The following is a 21,289-nucleotide window of genomic DNA, read 5'->3' as shown; positions in this document are numbered from 1 at the left end:
CACAGCGGAGCGTCGCCGCAGCGAAGCGCCTGTGGAGATGTATAGGCTCCGTTCCGATGTCTCGCTCCGTGGTCACCGCTCCCCGTCCCCGCTCCGCGCCGACGGGCCGACGGCGCCTGCTCGCCACCGGGTTGGCGATCGCCGGCCTCATCGGCACGCTGGTCCTCGACGCGCCCGCCGCACAGGCCGCCACCTACCCCTCGTGGGACGACGTGGTCGCGGCCCGCGGCAAGGAGTCCGCCAAGCAGTCCCAGATCGTCGAGATCCGCGGCATCATCTCCGGCCTGTCGGAAGAGGTCGACTCCGCGCGTGCCGAAGCCGAGCGTCTCGGCGCCGCGTTCGAAGCCGCTCAGCGGAAGGCCCTGCGTGCTGCGGAGAAGGAACAGTCCCTGCGGGAGGACGCCGAGGACCACGCCGAGGTCGCCGAGGCCAGTGCCGCGCAGGCCGGTCGGTTCGCCGCGCAGATGGCCCGCTCCGGTGGGGCCGACGTCACCACGAGCGTGCTCACCGGTGGCGAGGATGCCCGCGACCTGCTCTACGACCTCGGCGCGCTGAGCAAGCTCTCCGAGCAGGCCGAGCGCGTCGAGACCGCGGCCACGAACGACGCCTCCGTCGCCCGCTCGCTGACCGACCAGGCCGACCGCGCGGCCCTCGCGCTCGAGGACCTCGCCCAGGCCGCACAGGACCGGATGAGCGAGGCGCAGGCAGCGTCCGACCGCGCCCAGGCCGCCTACGACGAACAAGAGGCGAACAAGTCCCGCCTGGAGGCGCAGCTCGCGTCCCTGACGTCGGGTCGCGCCACCACCGAGGCCCAGTACGAGAAGGGCGAGCGGATCCGCAAGGCGGAGGAGGAGCGTCGACGCAAGGCCCTCGAAGCCGAACTGGCACGCCAGCAGCGCGAGCAGGCCGCAGCGGCCGCAGCCGCCGCGAACCAGGGAGGTGGCGGTGGCGGCGGTGCCCCGGTCAGCTCCGGTGGTGGAGCCGCCCCCGGCAGCGGCTCGGGTTCCGGGTGGGTCCGACCGGCCGGTGGTTGGATCACCAGCGGGTACGGCGTCCGCGTGAACCCGGTCTCCGGCGTGGTCCGCATGCACGACGGCATCGACCTCGGCAGTGGCTGCTCGACCGCCATCGTCGCGGCGTCCTCCGGCACGGTCGACTACGTCGGGCCCTACGGCGGGTACGGCAACTACGTGCGGATCGACCACGGCGGCGGCGTGAAGACCGCGTACGGGCACATCGTCAACGGTGGCTTCCGGGTCTCCCCCGGTCAGCAGGTCAGCGCGGGGACGCTCATCGCCCTCGTCGGCTCGACGGGCAACTCGACCGGGTGCCACCTGCACTTCGAGACGCACGTCGGCGGCGGCACCGTGGACCCGGTGTCGTTCATGGGCGCCCGCGGCGTCGGCTTCTAGCCCACCGGCAGCGTCTGGGGTCGCGCGACCGGACCACCCCGCGGCTCAGGCCGTGCGACGCGGATCGTCCACGTCGTCCACGTCGAGCTCCCAGAGGGCCCGGTACCAGGCTGTCCGCTCCGGGTCCTGCGGCAGCCCGTAGGCCTCGTGGAACAGTCGGTCCCAGCCCGGGCCGTGGTTCCAGCCGAGGCTCATCGACGCCACCGCCAGGTCGGCCCACCGGTCCGCGACGCCCAGCGCTCCGAGGTCCACGTGTCCGAGCCACCGGCCGTCCGCGCCGAGCAGGGTGTTCGGCGTGCAGGCGTCCCCGTGACAGACCACGAGCTGGTCCACCACGGGTCGCGGGCCGATCGCGTCGACGTCGGCGCCGGCCGCCCGGGCACGGTCGAGCCGCTCGTCCGTCGACCACGTGAACGGGCACGGTGCCACCGGCAGCGTGTCGTGCATCGCGCGGAGCCCCTCCCCGACGGCGACCACGACCGCACGCGGGTCGTCCGCCCAGCGGGGGTCGACCCCGCTCCAGCCCGGCACCGGTCGGGTCGTCATCCACGCGCCGGACTCGTCCGCGCCGTGGTCGACCACCTCCGGCACCGGCAGCCACCGGCCGGCCCAGCGGAGCCGCTCGACCTCGGCGACGATCCAGGGCGCGTTCCGCGGCGGCACCCACTTCACGTAGCCCGCAGCACGGGCCGGGGACGGTCCGATCCGGAAGGTCTTCCCACCGGCGGAGTTCACCCACACCGGCTCGACCGCGCGACCAGCGGCGAGTCCGATGACGGCGGCCGGGAGTTCGACGTGCCCGTCCGGTGCCCCGCCACGACCGGCGAGGTCGTCGGGCACCGCTCCGGATGCGAGCGGGTCGTCCGGCAGGGCACCGACGTCCCTCACGGTTCAGCGCACCCGGTCGGGCCGTGACGAGCCACCGCGGACGATCCGCAGCAGCACCGGCAGCCGCTCCCCGAGCAGCGCATCGAGGTCGCGGACGACGTCCTCGACGCGCTCGACGAGTTCGCGCGGGGGCGCACCGCGACGGGTGCGGACGACGATCCGGACCGCGGTGCGTCGGCGGACGCGCCGGACGTCGACCGCGAGGGACGCCACCTGCGGCAGCGGGGCGATCGCGGACGACAGCGCGTGCTCGATCGCCGCGGCCTCGATCCGGACCCGCCCGGGCAGACCGTCCACCGGACCGTCGTCGTCCACGACGGTGCCGGTCCGGCCACCCCCGAGCGACGAGAGGACGAGCAGCGCGAGGACGCCGAGCACGACGGCGCCGCCGAGCACCCACGACCAGGCGGGCACGGCGACGTCCCGTGCCGCCCCGGACCCGAGGCCGCCGAGCACGGGACCGGCGGCACTGCGCCAGCGGTCGGCCGCCTCGGGACGGGTCTGCACCAGGACGACGGCGGTCCCCAGGCCGAGGAACGCGAGACCGACCAGGACGAGGACCAGCCGGCCGAGGGTGCGGTTCGTGCCGTTCATCCGTCGATCCTGCCGGTGGGTCGTACCCGGACCCGGGTGGTCAGGGGTGGTGCGACCTCGACGGCGGCGAGTTCCCGTTCGACCGCGGCGGTCGCGGCGGCCGCGTCGACGTCCACGCCGGAGGCCGGCAGCAGGACGACGTCCAGCGTGCGGCGACCCACGGAGCCGACGGTGGCGTCCGGCCCGAGGCGCGTGGCGGAGCGCGCGGCACGGGCGGCTGCGGACGCGAGGACCTCGTCGTCGACGACCACGCCCAGGCGGGTGGACCGGACGGCGTGCCGCGGTCGTCGGGCCGGCAGGACACCGTGCAGCAGGAACCACAGCCCGAGCACCGCGAGCGCGGCACCGGTCGCGATGACCACCGCGTCGACGAGTCCCGCCGGTGCACGGACGGCGGCGTCGATCGTCGTCCGCGGATCGATGCCCGCGATGCGCTGGTCGAGCAGGACGACGACCGCTGCGGTCGCCACCGCCACCGCGACGAGGAGCAGGACCGTCATCGCGACGACGACGGACGCCGACCGTGACACGGTCGTCTCCCGACGGACGAGTCGGCGCACGAAGCGGTCGTCGTCCGCCGAGGGGGTCGTCGCGGCGGGGCCCCCGCTCACCGGACCCTCCGCGGCGCGTCGAGGACGGCCGACGAGAACGTCAGTGAGACACGCTCGACCTTCCGTCCCGTGATCGCCCCGAGGCGCTCGGCGATGGTGGCCCGGGCACGGTGTGCGGTCGCGAGGACGGGTTCACCGGGGAGGACGTGCGAGCCGAGGACCGGCAGGGTGAGCGGGCTCGTGACCTCGACCGCCAACGCACCGCGACCGTCGTCGACGACCCGGGCACGGACCTCCCGGAGCGGTGCGCGGAGTGCCTCGGCGGCCACCGCCTGCGCGGTGTGCACGAGGGCAGGGGACGCGATGCGGTCGGTCCCCGGCACCGGTCCTGGGGTCACGACGAGCTCCGGCGGCCGCGGAGCACGTCGAGCAGACGGCGCAGGTCGACGTCACCGCTGACGATCCGGCCGACCAGGCCACCGATCGCGATCGCGACGGCGACCACGACGAACGCCCAGAAGCCGAGCGTGAGGGCGACGATCGCGAGGACCGCGCCGACCGCCATGCCGACGACGGTGGCGTTCACCGGACGCGCGTCTCGGGGACGACCGGTGCGTCGAGCGCCGGGATGTCGACGTCGACGATCGCGATGTTCACCTCGGTGACCTGCAGGCCGACGAGGTCGGTGATCGCGTCGGTGACGGCTTGCCGGACCGCTGCGGCGACCTGCTGCATCGGCGTGGGGTACTCGACGACGATCGTCAGGTCGACGGCGGCCTGGGTCTCGCCGACCTCGACGCGGACGCCCTGCCCGAGGTCGCTCGAGCCGATGGCGTCACGGATGGCACCGAAGGCCCTGGCCGTGTTCCCGCCGAGGGCGGCGACCCCGGCGACGTCGCGGGCGGCGATGCCGGCGACCTTCGCGACCACTGCGTCGTCGATGATCGTGCGGCCGGCCGAGGTGACCTGGGTGGTGGTGCTGCCGGTGGTCGTGCCGTCCACACGGTCGGAGTTCGCCGTCGTTGCCATGAGTGCCTCCTGCGGTCCTGGTCTGGATGTGCCCCCAGGCAACACCCTGGCACCGGAGCTCGTCCGGGTCCACGGGGTCCCGTCCAGCTGCGGCAACTGACGACCGCCGACGGCTCCGGCGGCCGGTCGGTCGCTCCCGGTAGGTTCGATCCCATGCGCGTCGCGACCTGGAACGTCAACTCCGTCCGTACCCGAGTGGGCCGGGTCGTCGACTGGTTGGTCCGTGAGGACGTCGACGTCCTCGGCATGCAGGAGATCAAGTGCAAGCCGGAGCAGTTCCCGGTCGAGGCGTTCGAGGCCGCCGGGTACACGGTCGAGGCACACGGCCTCAACCAGTGGAACGGCGTCGCCTTCGCCAGTCGTCTGCCGATGGAGGACGTGACCCGGGACTTCCCCGGACAACCCGGCTTCCTCAAGGGCCAGGAGGGCCCGGACCTGCCGGTGGAGGCCCGTGCCATCGGCGTCACCGTCGAGGGTGTCCGACTGTGGAGCCTCTACGTCCCGAACGGCCGGGAGCTCGGTGACCCGCACTACACGTACAAGCTCGACTGGCTCGCCCAGCTGGCCGACCGCACCACCGAGTGGCTGCAGGCCGAGCCCGACCTGCCCCTCGCGCTGATGGGCGACTGGAACGTGGCGCCCCTCGACCAGGACGTCTGGGACATGCGGGTCTTCGAGGGTTCGACCCACGTCAGCGAGCCCGAGCGCGCGGCGTTCCGCACGTTCGAGGAGCGCGGCCTGCAGGACGTGGTCCGCCCGATCGTCCCGACCGGGTACACGTACTGGGACTACAAGCAGCTCCGGTTCCCCCGCAACGAGGGCATGCGCATCGACTTCGTGATGGGCTCGCAGGCCTTCGCCGACGTCACGGTCGCCGCGACCATCCACCGCGACGAGCGCAAGGGCGACGCCCCGAGCGACCACGTGCCGGTGTCGGTCGACCTGGACCTCGACACGGTCCTCGACGACGACCGCCCGATGATCTTCTGACCTCGCCCCTCCCGGACAGGAGGCGCGCGCCGGGTCCGCACCGCGCCTCCCGTCCGCCGCGCCCCACCTACGGGTGCAGCAGCGCCGCGATGGCGACGAGGACCGGCACGGAACCGACGGTCGTCAGCAGCACCACGCCCCGCGCGACCGGGACCGCCGCGTCGTACCGCTGGGCGTAGTTGAAGACGTTCTGCGCCGCCGGCAACCCGGCGAGCACCGTCGACACGAAGACGTGCTCGGCGTCGAGCCCGAACGCGTACCGGGCCAGGAGGAACGCGACCACCGGCATCACCAGGAGCTTCCCGACGGTCGCGAGCAGCACGTCGAGGCGGATGGCAGGGTCCCGCAGCGGTGCCGACCCGTGCAGGCTCATCCCGAACGAGAGCAGCACGAGCGGGACCGCGGCCCCGCCGACGAGCGCGAACGGTTCGAGCACCGGTTCCGGCAGCGTGAGCTGCGTGACCGAGCACACGAGTCCGAGCAGCGACGCGATGATGAGCGGGTTCGACACCGGCCCGAGCACCCGACGCCGCCACCCGCCCCCGGAGGCCGTGGCCGCGTCGAGGACGGTCAGCGCGATCGGCGCCATCACGACCAGCTGCAGCATGATCACGGGCACGACCGCGGTCGCCTGCCCGAGGACGTAGACCGCGACGGGCAGGCCGATGTTGTTCGCGTTCGAGTACGACGCCGCCAGGGCCCCGACGGTGGTCGTGGGAAGCGGGCGCCGGAGCACGAGCGCGAAGACGACCGCGGTCACGACGGCGACCGACAGCGCGGTGAGGGCCGAGACGGCGAGCATCGGGGAGAACAACGTCGCGACGTCGGCCGTGGCGATCGTGTGGAAGAGCAGGCACGGCATGAGGACGAAGAACGCCAGTCGACTCATCACGAACTGCGCGTGCGGCCCGAGCAGCCCGGCTCGGCCGACACCGTAGCCGGTTGCGATGACGACGCCGATGATCGCGAAGCCGACCAGGACACCACTCATCCTGCCCATCCTCGCAGGCGATCGCGGAAATACCGGTGATCCCACGGATGTTCGGTCGACCATGACGACGAACACGCTCTCCCGCTCGACCGACTCCAGCCAGCCCCTCGTGCCCCTGCTCGAGGAGCGATGGAGCCCCCGTTCGTACGACGAGACCGCGACGATCTCGGACGAGCAGCTCGACGCCGTCCTCGAGGCCGCGCGCTGGGCTCCCTCCGCCGCGAACACGCAGCCCCGTCGCTTCATCGTCGGCCGTCGCGGCACCCCGACCTTCGACCGCATCCACGCCACGCTGATGGGCTTCAACGGCGCCTGGGCCCACCGCGCCGGAGCACTCCTCGTCGCGATCGCCGAGCCGGTCACGGCCGACGGTGAGCAGCGCCGCTGGGCGGAGTACGACCTCGGCCAGTCGGTCGCCGCGCTCGCCGTGCAGGCCCACGCAGAGGGGCTGCACCTGCACCAGATGGGCGGCTTCGAGGTCGACGCGCTCCGTGCCGCTTTCGACCTCCCGGAGCACCTCGTGCCGGTGACCGTCACCGCGATCGGCCACGTCGCCGACGCCTCGCAGCTGGACGAGAAGGCCGCCGAGCGCGAGACCGCACCGCGCACGCGCCTCCCGCTCGACGAGGTCGTGCTCGTCAAGGAGTGACGCGGCGGTCGGGCCCGACACCGAGCCGGGGCCGTCCCGGACCGGTGGGCGCACCCGGCCCTGGCATGATCGAGGGCATGTCCGCACCTCGCCTCGTCGCCTTCGACCTCGACGACACGCTCGCCCCGTCGAAGTCCCCGCTCGACGCCCGCATGCTCGAGACCTTCGCGTCCCTGCTCGAGGTGGTCCCCGTGGCCGTCATCAGCGGCGGCAACTTCCAGCAGTTCGAGCAGCAGCTCGTCACCCCGCTCCGGAAGCGCGAGGGACTGCGCCTCGACGACCTGCACCTCATGCCGACGTGCGGCACGCGGTACTACCGCTGGGATGCGGGCGACTGGGCACTGCAGTACGCCGAGGACCTCACCGAGGACGAGAAGGCCCGTGCCCTCGTGGCGGTCGAGGCGCAGGCGAAGGCCGCCGGCTACTGGGAGGCGGAGCCCTGGGGCGACATCCTCGAGGACCGCGGGTCGCAGATCACGTTCTCCGCGCTGGGGCAGACGGCTCCGGTGGACGTCAAGAAGCAGTGGGACCCCACCGGTGCGAAGAAGGACGACCTCCGTCGCCGCGTGCAGGCCGAGCTCCCGGACCTCGAGGTCCGCTCCGGCGGCTCCACGAGCATCGACATCACCCGCAAGGGCATCGACAAGGCCTACGGCATGCAGCGGCTGGCCGAACTGACCAGCATCGCGCTCGACGACATGCTCTTCGTCGGGGACCGGCTCGACCCGGAGGGCAACGACTACCCGGTCAAGGCGCTCGGCGTCCCGTCGCACGCGGTCGAGGGATGGGAGGACACCGACGCGTTCCTCCGCGACCTCGTCCCCACGCTCCGGCCCGCCTGACGGCGACCACGCGACGGACGCGAGACACGGCGCCGGTCGGTAGCGTGCCTCGCGTGGTTCAGGGGATGCTGCGGACGGCCTCGACGAACGCGCGGATCCTGGCCGGGTCCTTGACCCCGCGCTCGGACTCCACGCCGCTGGAGACGTCGACACCGTCCGGGTCGAGCCGCTGTACCAGGTCGGCGACGTTCGCCGGGGTGAGCCCGCCGGCGAGGATCCACGCCTCGTCCACCGTGCCGGTCAGGGTGGCCGGGTCGACGAGGTGCCCGCTGCCGGGGACCGCCGCGTCGAGCAGGAGCAGGTCGTGGTCGTACGATCCGCGCTGCTCGGGCGTCTCGCCGAGGTAGTCCGCGGCGGCGACGGCACGGATCGTGAAGAACCCGGCGTCGCGGGCGCGTGCGAAGTCCGACGCGGATTCGCGGCCGTGCAGCTGGAGGGTGGTGAGCCCGACCTCGGAGGCGATGCCGACGACCTCGTCGATCGCCTGGTCGCGGAACACGCCGACGGCGTCGATGCCGTCGGGCAGGCGCTCGACGAGTTCCTTCGCGGCGTCGGCGGTCACCGTGCGGGGGCTGCCGGCGGCGAAGACGAACCCGACCGCGTCCGCACCGGCGTCGACGGCCGCGTCCACGGTCTCCGCCGTGGAGAGGCCACAGATCTTGATCCAGCGCTGGTCGCTCATGCTCCCATCCTGCCTGATCGCTCCCGGGCGGGAACGGTCCACCCATCGTGCGCTGAGCGAACGGGGGCCGGGACCGGGGAGGTCGGTCAGTGCAGCGCGCCGACCACGTACGACCCGACGCAGGCCGCGGCGACCGCGAGGGCGGTGACCGACGCCGCGATCACGTTCCGCCGACGCCACCGTCGCACCACGTCGAACGTCCCGCGGCGGGCGTGGCGGTGCGCGGCGCGGTGCATGCGGTGTTCCCGTCGGTGGACCTCCCGGCCCGGCCCGAGCGGCACTGGTCCGGTGACCTGGGTCGATCCGCCGCGGAGTGCGCGTGCGACCGCGACCGCCGTCGGTCGCTTCGCCGGGTCACGCGCGGTCATCCGGGTGAGCAGGTCCCGCCACTCCGACGCCACCGAGTCCGGCACCTTCGGGTCACGTCGGAGCCGGGCGAGTGCCGCCTCGATCACCGTGCCGGAGTACTCCTGCGTGCCGGTCAGGGCCTCGAGCAGCACGAGTCCGAGGGAGTAGACGTCGGTGGCGTAGCTGATCGGCTCCCCGGCGACCTGCTCCGGCGACAGGTACGCCGCTGTGCCGATGATCGTGCCGTCGTTGGTGAGCCGGGAACCGTCGACGAAGTGCGCGACCCCGAAGTCGGTGAGCTTGACGGTGCGGACGAACCCGGAGGCACCCTCGTCGCTCAGCAGGATGTTCGCCGGCTTCACGTCCCGGTGCACGATGCCGCGGGAGTGCACGTAGGCCAGGGCGTCGGCGAGCTGCGCGCCGAGGTCCGCGACCTCGTAGTTGTGCAACGGTCCCTCGGCCAGGCGGCGGAGCAGGGTCGCGTCGGCGATGAGCTCCATCACGATGTAGCGGTGCGGGCCGTCCTCGAAGTCGTGCGTGCCGGCGTCGTAGAGCGGGATGAGGCCCGGGTGCGAGAGCATGCTGAGCAGGCGGATCTCACGCTCCTGGCGCACCCGGTCGGCGGTGGTCATCCGCTCCGGGGTGGCGAACATCTTGACCGCGACGGCGCGGTACGTGTGCTCGTCCCGGGCCTCGTACACGGACCCCATGCCGCCGGTCCCGATCAGTTTGACGAGACGGTACCGTCCGGCCAGGACGGTCTCCGCCCTCGCGCTGTCGGTGGCCAGGCTCATGGTGCACGTCGATCCCTCGGGAGTCCGGACCCGCGTCGGGTGTTCGCGGTGTGACTCCTCGGCAACGGTACCCCGCGGCCCCGCCGATCCGAGCCGCCGTCACCCGATCGTGATGGTGGACGGGGCCGGAACTGCGCACCAGGGATGATGCAGCGTCTGCGCGTACCGTCCGGGTCCCGGACGGATGGTCCTCCGGAGGACGGCGGGAGGCCGACATGCGCAAGGGCGACGAGGTCCAGTGGAACACCTCGCAGGGGAAGACGACGGGGAAGCTCGTCGAGAAGAAGACGGAGGACTTCGAGTTCGACGGCCAGACCTTCAAGCCGACCGACGACGACCCGTACTGGATCATCGAGTCGGAGAAGTCGGGCAAGCAGGCCGCGCACAAGGAATCGGCGCTCACCGCGAAGTAGCGCCTGCGGGTGCGGGTGCCGCGGCGCGACCGGGGGCTGGCGCCCTCGGTGGTCGTCGGACTGGCGGGGCCGCCGGGGTCAGTCGCGCGCTGCGGCACGACCCCGGCGGATGCGCCGGACGACGAACGCCACGACGACCACCACGACGGCCAGGTACACGGCCCGGTCGATCCACTCGGTGTACGCCTCGACGCGGTCGTACTGGGTGCCGAGTGCGGCTCCGCCGAGCACGAGGACCGAGTTCCACAGCCCGCTGCCCAGGATCGTGAAGAGCGAGAACGTGGCGAGGTGCATCCGGTCCGCGCCGGCGGGCAGCGAGATGAGGCTCCGGACGACGGGCACGAGGCGACCGAAGAAGACCGCGCTCTTGCCGTGCCGGTGGAACCACGACGCCGCCTTGCGGAAGTCGTCCTCGTCGACGAGCGGGAGCTTGCCGAACCACCGCACGGTGCGTTCGAAGCCGATCACCGCGCCGAGCCAGTAGAGCACGAGTGCCCCGACGTACGAACCGACCGTGGCGAGGACGAGCACCAGTGTCAGGTTCATCCGGCCGGCACCCCCGAGGAACCCGGCGAGCGGCAGGATCACCTCGGACGGGATCGGCGGGAACACCGTCTCGATGAAGAGCATCAGGGCGACGCCCCACTCCCCCATCGTGTCGATGACCTGCAGGACGAGGCCGGTGAGCCCGCCGATGTCCGGGTCCGGGCCTCCGCCTGATCCGGGGTCGCCGGAGGCGGTGCCGACGTGGGCGACGGTCGAGGGGACGGCGGTCGTCATCCCGCCACCCTGCCTGAGCGGGCTGACAGAGTCCGGTGTGCGGCGCCGCCCTGCCTCCGGTGGGGAGCCTCCCGTCCGGACAGGGCTGCGTTAGGCGGCGACCGGCGCGCGCTGCCCGACCGTGTCGCCTGCCGCGGCTGCCTCACCGGCCGCGACGTCCGTCGCCGCCGGAGCCCGACGCACCCACTTCTTCAGCGCGACGAGCACGAGCGCGGAGACGACCGTGCCGGCGAGGACCGCGACGATGAACATGAGCACGTTGCCGATGGCGAAGAACACGAAGATCCCGCCGTGCGGTGCCCGCGAGGTGACGTCCGCCGCCATCGAGATGGCACCCGTGACGGCCGCACCGACCATCGACGCCGGGATCACCCGCAGCGGGTCGGCCGCGGCGAACGGGATCGCGCCCTCGGAGATGAACGAGGCACCGAGCAGCCACGCGGCCTTGCCGTTCTCCCGCTCGGGCTTCGTGAAGCCCTTGCGGTACAGGAGGGTCGACGCGAGGGCCAGTGCCAGCGGCGGGACCATGCCGGCGGCCATCACCGCGGCCATGATCTCGAACGGCACGACGTTCGACGCGCTGCCCGCACCGAGCCCGGCGACGGCGAACGCGTACGCCACCTTGTTGACCGGGCCGCCGAGGTCGAACGCCATCATGAGCCCGAGGATGATGCCGAGCAGGACCGCCGAGGCACCGGTGAGCGAGTTGAGGAACCCGGTGAGCTGGGTCATCAGCCAGGCGATGGGGCCGCCGAGCACGAGGAGCATGAGGCCCGAGGCGATGATCGACGCGAACAGCGGGATGATCACGACCGGCATGAGCCCGCGCAGCCAGCGCCACGTCGGGATGCGCCCGATCCAGTACGCGGCGGCACCGGCGATGAGGCCACCGACGAGGCCACCGAGGAACCCGGCGTTCATGAACACGGCGATCGACCCCGCGACGAAGCCCGGGGCGATGCCCGGCCGGTCGGCCATGGCGTACGCGATGTACCCGGCGAGTGCCGCGACGAGGAACCCGAGGGACACGCCGCCGATCTGGAACGCCGCAGCACCGAGGTAGTACCCGAGCCCCTCCGGCGGCAGGTCCAGCAGCGTGTGGTTCGTCAGCGTCCAGACGGCGTTGTTCTGCCCCGAGTCGCCGTGGTCGAGCGCGATGCCGTAGCCCGACAGCAGGAACCCGAGCGCGATGAGCAGCCCGCCGCCCGCGACGAACGGGATCATGTACGACACACCCGTGAGCAGCCAGCGCTTGAGGGCCTGGCCGAAGTGCTCGTCCTTCGCGGTGCCCGTGCCGGCCTCGGCCGCGGAGCCGGAGACGCGGGCGGCCGCGGGGTCGTCGGCCGCGCGGAGCGCCTCGGCGATCATCGCGTCCGGCTCGTCGACGCCGCGCTTGACCGGCCCGGAGACGAGCGGCTTCCCGGCGAACCGCGCGCGGTCCCGGACGTCCACGTCGACCGCGAAGACGACGGCGTCGGCGCGGGCGATGAGGGCCGGGTCGAGGGGCTCCACCTGCGAGGACCCCTGCGTCTCGACGTGCATCTCGGCGCCGGCCCGCTGGGCGGCGGCGACGAGGGCGTCGGCGGCCATGTAGGTGTGCGCGATGCCGGTGGGGCAGGCGGTGACGCCGACGATGACCTTCCGGCGACCGGTGGTGCCGGAGGTGTCGCTGTCGACGACGTGCGTCTCCGCGGCGCGGTCGGGACGGGCCTCCTGTCCGGTCGCCGTGGAGGCTCCGCCAGCGGTGCCGACACCGGCTGCGGCGACCTCGCCGCTCACCTCGCGGTCGACCAGGTCGACGATCTCCTGCGCGGTGGTGGCGGCGCGGAGCGCAGCCGTGAAGTCCTCGCGGATGAGCGCCCGGGCGAGGGTGGAGAGCACGGTGAGGTGGTCCTTGTCCGCCCCGTCGGGCACCGCGATCATGAAGACGACGTCGGCGTCGCCGTCCGGGGCACCGAACGGCACGGTCCGGGCCAAGCGTGCGAAGGCGAGGGTCGGACTCGTCACCGAGGTCGACCGAGCGTGCGGGATGGCGATGCCCCCGGGGACGCCGGTGCCGACGGAGGCTTCGCGCGCGATGGCGTCGGCGGCCAGGCTCTCGCCGGAGTCGGCGCGGCCGGTCGCGGCGATGCGGTCGGCGAGCACGCGGATGACGTCGGACGAGGTGGCGCCGAGGTCCTCGTCGAGCCCGACGAGATCGGGGCTGATGAGACGCTGGTCGCGTCCCGCGCTGTGCGCAGCGGACATGGTGTGCTCCTTTGCAGTGGCGACGGGCGCCGGGCGTGCTGGTGTCGGGGAGGGCGCGTCGCCTAGGCGACGGTGGGGACGGGGCCGGTGGTCCTGGTGGGGGCCGGCCCGAGGGCGTGGACGGTGACGGCGTCCGGGTCGGTGGTGTCGAGGGCGGGCACGTCGCTGCCCGGCAGGGCGGCCGCCGCGGCTCCGGTGGCGACGGCCTGGGCGAGCCGGGCGGCGGGGTCGACGCCGGCGACCTCGGCGAGCAGGTACCCGGCGAGCGCGGAGTCCCCCGCACCGACCGTCGAGCGTGCGGTGATGCGGGGCGCGGCAGCGGTCCAGGAACCGTCCGGGGTGACGAGCACGGCTCCGGCGCTGCCCAGGGTGAGCAGGACGGAGTCGACTCCGCGGCTCCGGAGCCGTCCGGCGGCCTCGGCGGCGAGGGCCGGGTCCTGCTCGTAGGCTTCCGGGTCACCGCCGACGACCTCGGCGAGCTCCTCGGCGTTCGGCTTCGCCAGGTCGATCCGTTCGCCGGACTGCAGCAGCGCGGTGAACGGCACGCCAGACGAGTCGACCGCGATCCGCACGTCGGCGCCGTGTCGGGCGCGGACCGCGCGGACGAGGACGGCGAGGGCGTCGTCGGGCAGCCCGGGCGGCAGCGACCCGGCGAGGACGACCCAACGCGCGGCCGGCCCGGTGGCCGTGGCGCCGGCCGTGCTCGCGACGAGGTCGGCGAGGTCGTCGAGGCGTCCGGCGAGCGAGGGGCCCGGCTCGTTGAGCTTCGTGGTGGTGCCGGTCGGCTCGGTCACGGTGACGTTCGAGCGGAGGGCGGCACCGATGGGCAGCGCGGCCGTCGGGATGCCCCGGGTCGCGAGGCCGAGGAGCACGGGGTCGGCGTCGTCACCGGGCAGCACCGCCGTGGTGTCCCCGCCACTCGCGACGACGACGCGGGAGACGTTGACGCCCTTGCCGCCGGGCTCGGCCGTCGACCGGGTGGCCCGCTGCACGGCACCGCGCTGCAGTTCCCCGGAGAGTTCGATCGTGCGGTCGAGCGATGGGTTCGGGGTGACCGTGACGATCCGTGTGGAGGTGCTCATGCGACGACCACCTCGACGTCGGCGTCGGCGAGCGCGCCGGCGAGGTCGGCCGGGGGCGCCTGGTCGGTGACGAGCGTGTCGACCTCGTCGAGGCGTGCGAAGCGCATCAGGGCCTCGACACCGTGCTTGGCCGCGTCGGCGAGGACGACGCTGCGCCGGGCGGCACGGACGTAGGCGCCCTTCACTGCGGCCTCGTGTTCGTCCGGGGTGCTGAGCCCGAATCCGGCCGACAGACCGTTCGTGCCGACGAAGGCGACGTCGGGGCGGAGGGCAGCGATCTGGTCGACCGTGGCGGTGCCGACCGCGGCACTCGTCACGCCACGCACCCGACCGCCGAGCAGGTGCAGCTCGACGTGCGCACTGTGCTGCAGCGTGCTGGCGATCGGCACGGAGTTCGTGATGACCGTGATCGTGGTGCCTGCGTCCGCCGGGGTCCAGCGCGCGAGTTCCATCGCGACCGCCCCGCTCGTGGTGCCCGCGTCGAGGGCGATCGAGCCGGTGAAGGTCGGTGGGACCAGGCGCATCGCGGCTCGTGCGATCGTGGTCTTCTCCGGGCCGTGCTGTCCCTCGCGCTCGGCGACACTGAGCTCGACGAGGCTCGACCGGTCCACCGGCACCGCTCCCCCGTGCACCCGGCGCAGGACCCCGAGGGTCTCGAGGGCGTCGAGGTCGCGGCGCACCGTCTCGGTCGTGACGTCGAGGTGCTCGGCGAGCCCGGCCACCGAGACCCGCCCCGCGGACTGCAGGGCGGCGGCGATGGCCTCGTGCCGCTCCGTTGCGTACATGCCCGGACTCCTTCGTTCCTGTTGCTTCCGAGCACTGTACGCGCGGACGCAACACGAACGCAACCATCCGGCGTCGGAAAGCAACAGGACCACAGACGCAAGGCCCGGGGCCGGTCCGGCCGACCGGTCCCGGGCCTCCTGGCCGCCCGCCTCAGACGGCTGCCAGCGCGCTGGTCGGCGGGATCCGCGCTGCGCGCGCCGCCGGGTAGAGCCCGGACACGCCGCCGATGAGGACCGTGGCCCCGAGTCCGCCGGCGACGGCCCACAGCGGTACCGCGATCGGCCAGCCCTGCCCGAGGGCGAACGCGATGGTCACGCCGAGACCGATCACCACGCCGGCGACCCCACCGAGGAACGACAGCAGCAACGACTCCACGAGGAACTGGTCGCGGATGTCCCGCCGCCGGGCACCGAGCGCGCGTCGCACCCCCACCTCGGCACGCCGTTCGAGCACCGTGATGACCATCGTGTTCGCGACGCCGATGCCGCCGACGAGCAGCGCGACCCCGCCGATGCCGACGAGCAGCCCGGTGAACGAGTCGTCCGTCGCGTTCTTCGCGGCGAGGGCATCGGACGGCCGGGTGACCCCCACGTCCTGGGGCGACGACGGGTTGACCGTGCGGGCGAGGACGGCACGCGCCTCGGACACCCGCTCCGGGTCCACCCGGGTGTACACGGCCGTGGGATGCCCGTCGAACCCGAGATCGCCAGCGAGCCCTCGCGGGACGAACGCCTGGTTGTCGAGGTCCGGTGCGAGCTGCATCGGCCCGAGGACCCCCACGACCTGCACCCACCGGCCAGCCGTCCAGATCCGCGTGTCCGGGGTGACCCGGTCGATGCCGAGCGCCAGGGCGGCATCCGCGCCGAGGACCATCTGCGGCGGAGCGTCGGCCGCCGTGTCGAGCCATCGCCCCGAGGCGACCGAGCCGCCGAGCACCTCGGGCACGTCGCCCCACGAACCGAACACCCCGATGCCCTTCGTCTCGGCGGCCGGCACGAACGGGTTCCGGTACACCTTGCCGCCGTCGACCTTGCCGACCCCGGCGGCCGTGAGCACGTCGTCCTGTCGCCGTACGGAGTCGACCGCGGTCTCGGGCAGCGGCACCGGTTCCCCGAACCCCTCTGCCTTCGTGACGGTGAGCACGTTCGTGCCGAGTGCGTCCAGCACACGGTCGAGTGCGGCCTTGCTCGACGCGGAGATGCCGACGACCGCGATCATCGCCGCGATGCCGATGGCGATGCCGAGTGCGGAGAGCACCACCCGCGTGGGGCGCGTGCGGAGGCCGAACACCCCGAGCCGCAGCAGGTCGCCGGCGCCGAGGGTGCGTCGGGCGCTCACCGCCCGACCCCGATCGCCGTCGCGAGGGAGGGCGCGTCGCTCGCTGAGTCGTCCTCGATGGCGCCGTCCCGCATCCGCACCTGGCGCGGCAACGAAGCGGCGAGGTCGAGGTCGTGCGTGATCACGAGCACGGTGGTCCCGGCGGCGTTGAGCTCCCGGAGCAGGGCGAGGACCGTCGCACCCGAGGCGGTGTCGAGCGCGCCGGTCGGCTCGTCGGCGAGGAGCACCGTCGGCTCCCCGACCACCGCCCGGGCGATCGCCACCCGTTGCTTCTCGCCACCGGAGAGTTGTCCCGGCCGGTGGTCGACCCGGTGCCCGAGTCCGACGCGCTCGAGCGCCGCGACCGCGCGATCCGACCGCTGCCGACGGTCCGTGCCCGTGTAGAGCAGCCCGTCCGCCACGTTCTCGGCGGCGGTCGCGCCGGCCTGCAGGTGGAAGTGCTGGAACACGAAGCCGATGTGCTCGGCCCGCAGGGCGGACAGCGCGTCGTCCGGCACGGCTCCGACGTCGGTGCCGGCGATCGACACGGATCCGGACGTCGGCCGGTCGAGGGTGCCGACCACGTTGAGCATCGTCGACTTCCCGGACCCGGACGGCCCGACCACGGCGACGAGTTCTCCTCGCCGGACCCGGATCGAGACGCCACGCAGCGCGTGCACCTCGCCGTACGTGCGCGTCACGTCCCGCAGCTCGAGCACCACCTCGCCGCTCACGAGGGCACCACCACGCGGTCGCCCTCGTGCAGGTCCCCGATGACCGCGGCTCGTCCGTCCGCGACGAGGCCGACCTCGACCCGCACCGACTCCGTCGGCTCGCCCGCGCGCACCACGTCGACCGCGTAGCCCGAGCCGTCGGACGCCCTGAGCGCCGACACCGGCACGGACAGGACGTCGCGTTCGGTCCGACCCCGGGCGATGACCTGGGCGGACGCGGCCTCCGGCAGACGACGGCGACCGGCGTCGAACGAGACCGTGACCGCGACGGACTGTCCGCCGTCGTCGCTCTCCGTCGGCTCGGCATCGGTCACCTCACCGGGCATGGCGTCACCCGTGCCGTTCACGAGGACCTCGACCGCGGTCCCGACGGCGAGTTGCCCGGCGTCCCGGTCCGGCACGGTGGCCTGGACCACGCGCCGGGTGCTCGTCACCTGCAGGACCTCGCCGCCCGCCGGCTGCCCGAGGCCCGCCGGTACCGAGGCGACCCGGACGTCCCCGTCGACGAAGGCGATCTGGTCGGCCGTGACGGTGCCGGTGACCGTGAGCCCGTGGTCCTCCTGCCACGTCCGGACCGCGGCGGCGGTGCTCCGCCCGAAGTCGTCGTCCTGCACGACGTCGTAGCCGAGGGCGGCGAGGTTCTCGTTGAGCTGCCGGACGTCCGCGCCCGCCGTGCCGGGGACGAGGTCGCGCCAGAGCGGGGTCGTGCCCATGAAGGCACGGACCGGGCGCTCGTCGACCGCGTAGAGCGGTTCGTCGCGGTGGATGACCTGTCCAGGCTCCGGCAGCCAGGTGATCGTGCCGGAGGCGGAAGCGGACACCGCGGCCGTCTCGCCGTAGCCGAGCACGCCCGCGAAGGTCCGCGACTCGACGAGGTCGCCCTTCGTGACGACGGTGGTGCTGCGGTGCGTCGTCGTGTCGGCGGTCGCGGTGCTCGGTGCGGCGACGGTCGCCCATGCGGCTGCTCCCGCGCCGAGAGCGGCGACCAGGCAGCCAGCCGTGACGAGGACGGTGGTGCGACGGCGGTTCATCGGTCGCCGCCGCTCGAGGAGGCCTCGTCGCCGAGGCCGGCGAACGCCTCGTCCTCGCACTGCTCCGCGACGCGCTCGAAGGCGCTCTCGTCCGCCGGGCGGTACGCGGATCGGTCCTCGTCGTCGTCCGGGTAGTCGGCGAACCCCTGCTCGCGGATGCACTCCGACGCCTTCCGGTCGGCCTCCTCGTACCCCGGAGGTGTCTTCGCCTCCGACACCTCCCCCGCAGATGTGCTGGTCCCCGAGCAGGCGGCGGTGTCCTCGAGCCACTGCTGCGCGTCGACCCCTCCGGGGAGCGAGAGCTCGGCTGACGTCCCACCGCCGACCCCGAGCTCGTCGTCGGAGACGTCGTAGCCCTTCTTCCGCAGGCAGTCGCCCAACTCCCCTGCCTTCACGTGGGCGGCGCTCCTGCTCGTCCCGGTGCCGGGTCCGGTTCCGTCGTCACCGTTGCCGCTGCAGCCGGCGAGCAGGCCTGGTGTGAGCAGCAGCACGGCGAGGGCGCCGAGGGTCGCGGTGGTCTTCGTGGTCGTGGTGCGTGTCATGGTCGTGGTCCTTCTTTCGTCGTGGTCGTCGTCGTGTCGGGAGCACTGTCGGGACGTGCGCGGCCCGGCGGGCGTCATCCGGCCTGCTGCGTCTTCGTGCCCGGGGAGAACTCCTCGAGGCAGGCGTCGGCCTTCTCCTGGAACCCGGACTCCGTGGCCCGCGGGTAGTCCTCCGGGGAGAGGCCGAGCGTCCCCTCCGGCTGCTCCGGGTAGTCCGGGTACTCGTCCCGGATGCAGGACGCGACGCGCTCGTACTGGCGCGCCCACGAGTCCTGCGCCGCGGAGTCCTTCCGCTCGACGCCGACGGCGGACGAGCAGCGGTCGGCGGCCGCGGCGTACCGCTCCTGGTCCACGCCCTGGGGCGCGAGCACCGTGCCCGACCGGACCAGGTCGTCACTCGGGTCCTCGACGTCGAAGCCGGCGGAGCGCATGCAGGTGCCCCAGTCGGCGCCGATGCCGGTGCTGGCGGTGGAACTCGAATGGGCGTCCGGGCGGTCGTCGCCCGAGCCGCTGCAGCCGGCGAGGCCGCCGATGAGCCCGAGGGCGAGTGCGGCCGTCAGGAGCAGTCGTGTCGGGATGTGTGCGGTGATCGTCATGCTCACAGCACAGCCGACCGGGTGTTTCGGCAGCGGACCGGTCGGGGTTGCACCGACGAAACACCCGCGGGCGGGCGCACCACCGGCATCGGGACGATCAGCGCGCCCTGGTGCCGACCGACACGACGAGTCCGCCGCCGCCGCGCGGCGTGACCTCGACGCACCACCCGTGGGCCTGCGCCACGGCGTCGACGATCGACAGTCCGAGGCCGCTGTGTCGACGCGCGACCGGAACGCCGACACCGCGGCCGGTGCCGGCACCGGTGACGCCGTCCGCCCGGCGGAACGGTTCGGTGAGCGTCGCGACGACCTCGGCGGGCAGGGGATCGCCGGTGTTCTCGACGCGGAGGCCCGTCCCGTCGACGGTGACGCGGACGTCACCTCCGGCGTGGTTGTACTCGATCGCGTTGTCGACGAGGTTGTGCACGAGTTGCCGGGTCAGCACCGGTTCGCAGTCCACGGTGATCGGCGTACCGCCGGGAGGCCCGGACGCACGTCGGCACGTCACCGTCACGCCCGCCGCCGTGGCCGTGTCCGACAGCTCCGCGACGACCTCGTCAACGAGGGCACCGAGATCGACGGCGACCGTCCGGCCGTCCAAGCCGCGCTCGGCCTCCGCCAGCACGAGGAGCGACTCGACCAGGTGCTCCGTCCGCCGGTTCTGCTCGAGCAGGTCCTCCCGAGCGCAGGCGATCTCCGTGGGACGGGCACCGTCGTGCAGGCCGATCTGGATGGCGGCGCGCTGCACGGCCAGGGGCGTCCTGAGTTCGTGCGAGGCCTGCGCGACGAACCGACGCTGGCTCTCGAACGCCTGCTCGAGCCGGTCGAGCAGGCCGTCGATGGTCCGCGACACCCGCCGGAGCTCGTCGTCCGGGCCCTCGAGCGCGATCCGTTCGTGCAACGTCGACGCCGAGATGCGTGTCGCGGTCGCCGTGATGGCATCGATCGGCGCGAGCATCCGCCGGCTGAGCAGCCAACCCGTGCCGCCGGAGAGCACCCCCGCGGCACCGATGCCGAGTACCGACCACTGCCACTGCGACGTCGCCACGCGCGACACGATGGCGATCCGCTCGGTGGGCGGTGGTGACGACGGATCGGGGCGGACCGCGGGTGTCGGGTGCAGCATCGGCTCGGGCAGGGTCTCGGAGAGCTCCGTCACCTCGGCGATCGAGTGTTGCGATCCGATGTTCACGACGACGATCGCCGCGGCGGTGAGCGCCATCGACGTGAGCGCGAACGCGAGCGCCGTGCGGGCGCGGATGCTCCAGGCACGCCTCACAGGGCGTAGCCCTGCCCGGGGACCGTCCGGATCCGGTCGGGCGGGCCGAGCTTCCGCCGGAGCTTCGACATGGTGACCCTGACCGCCGCGGTGAACGGGTCGACGTTCATGTCCCAGACCTTCTCGAGCAGCTCCTCGGCGGGGACGATGCCACCATCGGCCTGCAGGAGCACCTCGAGCACGCCGAGCTCCTTGCTGGTCAGGTCCAGGGGGCGGCCGTCGCGGGTCGCCATGCGCCGGTTCGAGTCGACGACGATGCCGTCGCGTTCGAGGACGGGCGCGATCGGCACGACCGCGCGTCGGCCGAGGGCTCGGACCCGCGCGACGAGCTCGGGGTACTCGAACGGCTTCGCCAGGTAGTCGTCCGCGCCGAGTTCGAGTCCGTGCACCCGGTCGGTCAGGGTCGTCGCCGCGGTGAGCATGAGCACGCGGGTGAGGCGTCCCCGGGCTGCGAGGCGCTTGGCGACCTCGTCGCCGTGCATGCCGGGCAGGTCGCGGTCGAGCACGACGACGTCGTAGTCGTGCACGGACAGCAACTCGTCGGCGTGGTCCCCGCGGTACGCGACGTCCACGGCCATGTCCTGCCGTTGCAGCCCACGGGCGATCAGGTCGGCCAGCGGGATCTCGTCGTCCACCACCAGTACGCGCACTGACATACCGTATGCCGGTGCGCTGTGGATCAGCTGGGGCGAGGGAGACGGTGCCGTGCCGG

25 protein-coding genes are annotated in these 21,289 nt (G+C 73.2%); 5 read left to right on the top strand and 20 right to left on the bottom strand.

Annotated features, from left to right (window positions below; all coding sequences use genetic code 11):
* Positions 1 to 56 precede the first annotated feature (56 nt).
* A complete protein-coding gene (locus DEJ18_RS02425) occupies positions 57 to 1,412 on the top strand; it encodes a M23 family metallopeptidase (RefSeq protein WP_111082630.1) in 1,356 nt (451 codons plus the stop codon).
* 45 nt (positions 1,413 to 1,457) lie between these two features.
* Here the strand turns inward: DEJ18_RS02425 and DEJ18_RS02420 are convergent, their stop codons facing one another.
* The 6 genes from DEJ18_RS02420 to DEJ18_RS02395 are packed head-to-tail and all read right to left on the bottom strand — an operon-like array spanning position 1,458 to position 4,474.
* Positions 1,458 to 2,300, bottom strand: coding sequence for an aminoglycoside 3'-phosphotransferase (locus tag DEJ18_RS02420; protein WP_258376823.1), 843 nt, complete (start codon positions 2,298 to 2,300; stop codon positions 1,458 to 1,460).
* A gap of 3 nt (positions 2,301 to 2,303) precedes the next feature.
* The gene (locus tag DEJ18_RS02415) at positions 2,304 to 2,894 is read right to left on the bottom strand and encodes a hypothetical protein (protein ID WP_111209411.1); all 591 of its coding nucleotides are present in this window, start codon (positions 2,892 to 2,894) and stop codon (positions 2,304 to 2,306) included.
* On the bottom strand, positions 2,891 to 3,505 hold the full coding sequence (locus DEJ18_RS02410; RefSeq protein WP_111209410.1) for a hypothetical protein: 615 nt from the start codon (positions 3,503 to 3,505) through the stop codon (positions 2,891 to 2,893). The genes DEJ18_RS02415 and DEJ18_RS02410 overlap by 4 nt, the downstream gene beginning before the upstream one ends.
* Positions 3,502 to 3,843 (bottom strand): hypothetical protein, encoded by a 342-nt coding sequence (locus DEJ18_RS02405; protein ID WP_146241455.1) that lies wholly within the window; start codon positions 3,841 to 3,843, stop codon positions 3,502 to 3,504. Before DEJ18_RS02405 ends, DEJ18_RS02410 begins: the two co-directional genes overlap by 4 nt.
* Positions 3,840 to 4,031: a DUF2273 domain-containing protein gene (locus DEJ18_RS02400; RefSeq protein ID WP_111082626.1), complete on the bottom strand. Its 192-nt coding sequence runs from the start codon at positions 4,029 to 4,031 to the stop codon at positions 3,840 to 3,842. The genes DEJ18_RS02405 and DEJ18_RS02400 overlap by 4 nt, the downstream gene beginning before the upstream one ends.
* Complete coding sequence (locus DEJ18_RS02395) at positions 4,028 to 4,474, bottom strand: Asp23/Gls24 family envelope stress response protein (RefSeq protein ID WP_111082625.1); 447 nt, start codon at positions 4,472 to 4,474, stop codon at positions 4,028 to 4,030. The genes DEJ18_RS02400 and DEJ18_RS02395 overlap by 4 nt, the downstream gene beginning before the upstream one ends.
* A 153-nt stretch (positions 4,475 to 4,627) precedes the next feature.
* Between DEJ18_RS02395 and DEJ18_RS02390 the strand changes: the two genes are divergently transcribed.
* On the top strand, positions 4,628 to 5,464 hold the full coding sequence (locus DEJ18_RS02390) for an exodeoxyribonuclease III (RefSeq protein WP_111082624.1): 837 nt from the start codon (positions 4,628 to 4,630) through the stop codon (positions 5,462 to 5,464).
* Between the two features lie 67 nt (positions 5,465 to 5,531).
* Here DEJ18_RS02390 and DEJ18_RS02385 read toward each other — a convergent pair whose 3' ends face one another.
* The gene (locus tag DEJ18_RS02385; RefSeq protein WP_111209408.1) at positions 5,532 to 6,455 is read right to left on the bottom strand and encodes an AEC family transporter; all 924 of its coding nucleotides are present in this window, start codon (positions 6,453 to 6,455) and stop codon (positions 5,532 to 5,534) included.
* A 61-nt stretch (positions 6,456 to 6,516) separates the two neighbouring features.
* Here DEJ18_RS02385 and DEJ18_RS02380 point away from each other — a divergent pair, with 61 nt between their 5' ends.
* Positions 6,517 to 7,104, top strand: a complete 588-nt coding sequence (locus DEJ18_RS02380; protein ID WP_111209407.1) for a nitroreductase family protein — start codon at positions 6,517 to 6,519, stop codon at positions 7,102 to 7,104.
* Positions 7,105 to 7,181: 77 nt separating this feature from the next.
* Positions 7,182 to 7,946 (top strand): HAD-IIB family hydrolase, encoded by a 765-nt coding sequence (locus DEJ18_RS02375; protein WP_111209701.1) that lies wholly within the window; start codon positions 7,182 to 7,184, stop codon positions 7,944 to 7,946.
* 58 nt (positions 7,947 to 8,004) lie between these two features.
* On the opposite strand, the gene DEJ18_RS02370 is transcribed toward DEJ18_RS02375, so the two are convergent.
* Entirely contained in the window at positions 8,005 to 8,628 is a 624-nt protein-coding gene (locus tag DEJ18_RS02370) for a phosphoribosylanthranilate isomerase (RefSeq protein WP_111082621.1), read from the bottom strand.
* An 86-nt stretch (positions 8,629 to 8,714) separates the two neighbouring features.
* On the bottom strand, positions 8,715 to 9,770 hold the full coding sequence (locus DEJ18_RS02365) for a serine/threonine-protein kinase (RefSeq protein WP_111209406.1): 1,056 nt from the start codon (positions 9,768 to 9,770) through the stop codon (positions 8,715 to 8,717).
* 215 nt (positions 9,771 to 9,985) lie between these two features.
* Here DEJ18_RS02365 and DEJ18_RS02360 point away from each other — a divergent pair, with 215 nt between their 5' ends.
* A complete protein-coding gene (locus DEJ18_RS02360) occupies positions 9,986 to 10,183 on the top strand; it encodes a hypervirulence associated TUDOR domain-containing protein (protein ID WP_110891495.1) in 198 nt (65 codons plus the stop codon).
* A 78-nt stretch (positions 10,184 to 10,261) separates the two neighbouring features.
* On the opposite strand, the gene DEJ18_RS02355 is transcribed toward DEJ18_RS02360, so the two are convergent.
* From DEJ18_RS02355 to DEJ18_RS02305, 11 genes are all read right to left on the bottom strand, one after another.
* Positions 10,262 to 10,963: a DedA family protein gene (locus DEJ18_RS02355; protein WP_111082619.1), complete on the bottom strand. Its 702-nt coding sequence runs from the start codon at positions 10,961 to 10,963 to the stop codon at positions 10,262 to 10,264.
* A 90-nt stretch (positions 10,964 to 11,053) separates the two neighbouring features.
* Complete coding sequence (locus DEJ18_RS02350) at positions 11,054 to 13,210, bottom strand: PTS fructose transporter subunit IIABC (RefSeq protein WP_111209405.1); 2,157 nt, start codon at positions 13,208 to 13,210, stop codon at positions 11,054 to 11,056.
* A 62-nt stretch (positions 13,211 to 13,272) separates the two neighbouring features.
* Positions 13,273 to 14,292 (bottom strand): 1-phosphofructokinase family hexose kinase, encoded by a 1,020-nt coding sequence (locus DEJ18_RS02345; RefSeq protein WP_111209404.1) that lies wholly within the window; start codon positions 14,290 to 14,292, stop codon positions 13,273 to 13,275.
* Positions 14,289 to 15,077, bottom strand: coding sequence for a DeoR/GlpR family DNA-binding transcription regulator (locus DEJ18_RS02340; protein WP_111209403.1), 789 nt, complete (start codon positions 15,075 to 15,077; stop codon positions 14,289 to 14,291). Before DEJ18_RS02340 ends, DEJ18_RS02345 begins: the two co-directional genes overlap by 4 nt.
* A gap of 151 nt (positions 15,078 to 15,228) precedes the next feature.
* The gene (locus DEJ18_RS02335) at positions 15,229 to 16,416 is read right to left on the bottom strand and encodes an ABC transporter permease (RefSeq protein ID WP_220034278.1); all 1,188 of its coding nucleotides are present in this window, start codon (positions 16,414 to 16,416) and stop codon (positions 15,229 to 15,231) included.
* Positions 16,413 to 17,129 (bottom strand): ABC transporter ATP-binding protein, encoded by a 717-nt coding sequence (locus DEJ18_RS02330; protein ID WP_220034277.1) that lies wholly within the window; start codon positions 17,127 to 17,129, stop codon positions 16,413 to 16,415. Before DEJ18_RS02330 ends, DEJ18_RS02335 begins: the two co-directional genes overlap by 4 nt.
* Positions 17,126 to 18,160: an efflux RND transporter periplasmic adaptor subunit gene (locus DEJ18_RS02325; protein WP_111209402.1), complete on the bottom strand. Its 1,035-nt coding sequence runs from the start codon at positions 18,158 to 18,160 to the stop codon at positions 17,126 to 17,128. The genes DEJ18_RS02330 and DEJ18_RS02325 overlap by 4 nt, the downstream gene beginning before the upstream one ends.
* The gene (locus DEJ18_RS02320) at positions 18,157 to 18,702 is read right to left on the bottom strand and encodes a hypothetical protein (protein WP_111209401.1); all 546 of its coding nucleotides are present in this window, start codon (positions 18,700 to 18,702) and stop codon (positions 18,157 to 18,159) included. The genes DEJ18_RS02325 and DEJ18_RS02320 overlap by 4 nt, the downstream gene beginning before the upstream one ends.
* A gap of 74 nt (positions 18,703 to 18,776) precedes the next feature.
* Positions 18,777 to 19,298, bottom strand: a complete 522-nt coding sequence (locus tag DEJ18_RS02315; protein ID WP_146241454.1) for a hypothetical protein — start codon at positions 19,296 to 19,298, stop codon at positions 18,777 to 18,779.
* 97 nt (positions 19,299 to 19,395) lie between these two features.
* Positions 19,396 to 20,577, bottom strand: a complete 1,182-nt coding sequence (locus tag DEJ18_RS02310; protein WP_111209399.1) for a sensor histidine kinase — start codon at positions 20,575 to 20,577, stop codon at positions 19,396 to 19,398.
* Positions 20,574 to 21,227, bottom strand: coding sequence for a response regulator transcription factor (locus DEJ18_RS02305; protein ID WP_220034276.1), 654 nt, complete (start codon positions 21,225 to 21,227; stop codon positions 20,574 to 20,576). The genes DEJ18_RS02310 and DEJ18_RS02305 overlap by 4 nt, the downstream gene beginning before the upstream one ends.
* Between the last annotated feature and the right edge of the window lie 62 nt (positions 21,228 to 21,289).

The sequence above is a fragment of the Curtobacterium sp. MCSS17_015 genome, assembly GCF_003234265.2.
Taxonomy (GTDB): domain Bacteria; phylum Actinomycetota; class Actinomycetes; order Actinomycetales; family Microbacteriaceae; genus Curtobacterium.
This window is presented reverse-complemented; position numbering and strand designations above follow the sequence as displayed.

Bases quoted from the DNA above. Each gene is read 5' to 3' on its own strand.
- DEJ18_RS02390 (WP_111082624.1), top strand. From the start codon at position 4,628: ATGCGCGTCGCGACCTGGAACGTCAACTCCGTCCGTACCCGAGTGGGC.
- DEJ18_RS02315 (WP_146241454.1), bottom strand. From the start codon at position 19,298: ATGACGATCACCGCACACATCCCGACACGACTGCTCCTGACGGCCGCA.
- DEJ18_RS02425 (WP_111082630.1), top strand. From the start codon at position 57: ATGTCTCGCTCCGTGGTCACCGCTCCCCGTCCCCGCTCCGCGCCGACG.
- DEJ18_RS02325 (WP_111209402.1), bottom strand. From the start codon at position 18,160: ATGAACCGCCGTCGCACCACCGTCCTCGTCACGGCTGGCTGCCTGGTC.
- DEJ18_RS02340 (WP_111209403.1), bottom strand. From the start codon at position 15,077: ATGTACGCAACGGAGCGGCACGAGGCCATCGCCGCCGCCCTGCAGTCC.
- DEJ18_RS02395 (WP_111082625.1), bottom strand. From the start codon at position 4,474: ATGGCAACGACGGCGAACTCCGACCGTGTGGACGGCACGACCACCGGC.
- DEJ18_RS02345 (WP_111209404.1), bottom strand. From the start codon at position 14,292: ATGAGCACCTCCACACGGATCGTCACGGTCACCCCGAACCCATCGCTC.
- DEJ18_RS02365 (WP_111209406.1), bottom strand. From the start codon at position 9,770: ATGAGCCTGGCCACCGACAGCGCGAGGGCGGAGACCGTCCTGGCCGGA.
- DEJ18_RS02415 (WP_111209411.1), bottom strand. From the start codon at position 2,894: ATGAACGGCACGAACCGCACCCTCGGCCGGCTGGTCCTCGTCCTGGTC.
- DEJ18_RS02380 (WP_111209407.1), top strand. From the start codon at position 6,517: ATGACGACGAACACGCTCTCCCGCTCGACCGACTCCAGCCAGCCCCTC.
- DEJ18_RS02385 (WP_111209408.1), bottom strand. From the start codon at position 6,455: ATGAGTGGTGTCCTGGTCGGCTTCGCGATCATCGGCGTCGTCATCGCA.
- DEJ18_RS02375 (WP_111209701.1), top strand. From the start codon at position 7,182: ATGTCCGCACCTCGCCTCGTCGCCTTCGACCTCGACGACACGCTCGCC.
- DEJ18_RS02360 (WP_110891495.1), top strand. From the start codon at position 9,986: ATGCGCAAGGGCGACGAGGTCCAGTGGAACACCTCGCAGGGGAAGACG.
- DEJ18_RS02320 (WP_111209401.1), bottom strand. From the start codon at position 18,702: ATGACACGCACCACGACCACGAAGACCACCGCGACCCTCGGCGCCCTC.
- DEJ18_RS02350 (WP_111209405.1), bottom strand. From the start codon at position 13,210: ATGTCCGCTGCGCACAGCGCGGGACGCGACCAGCGTCTCATCAGCCCC.
- DEJ18_RS02355 (WP_111082619.1), bottom strand. From the start codon at position 10,963: ATGACGACCGCCGTCCCCTCGACCGTCGCCCACGTCGGCACCGCCTCC.
- DEJ18_RS02370 (WP_111082621.1), bottom strand. From the start codon at position 8,628: ATGAGCGACCAGCGCTGGATCAAGATCTGTGGCCTCTCCACGGCGGAG.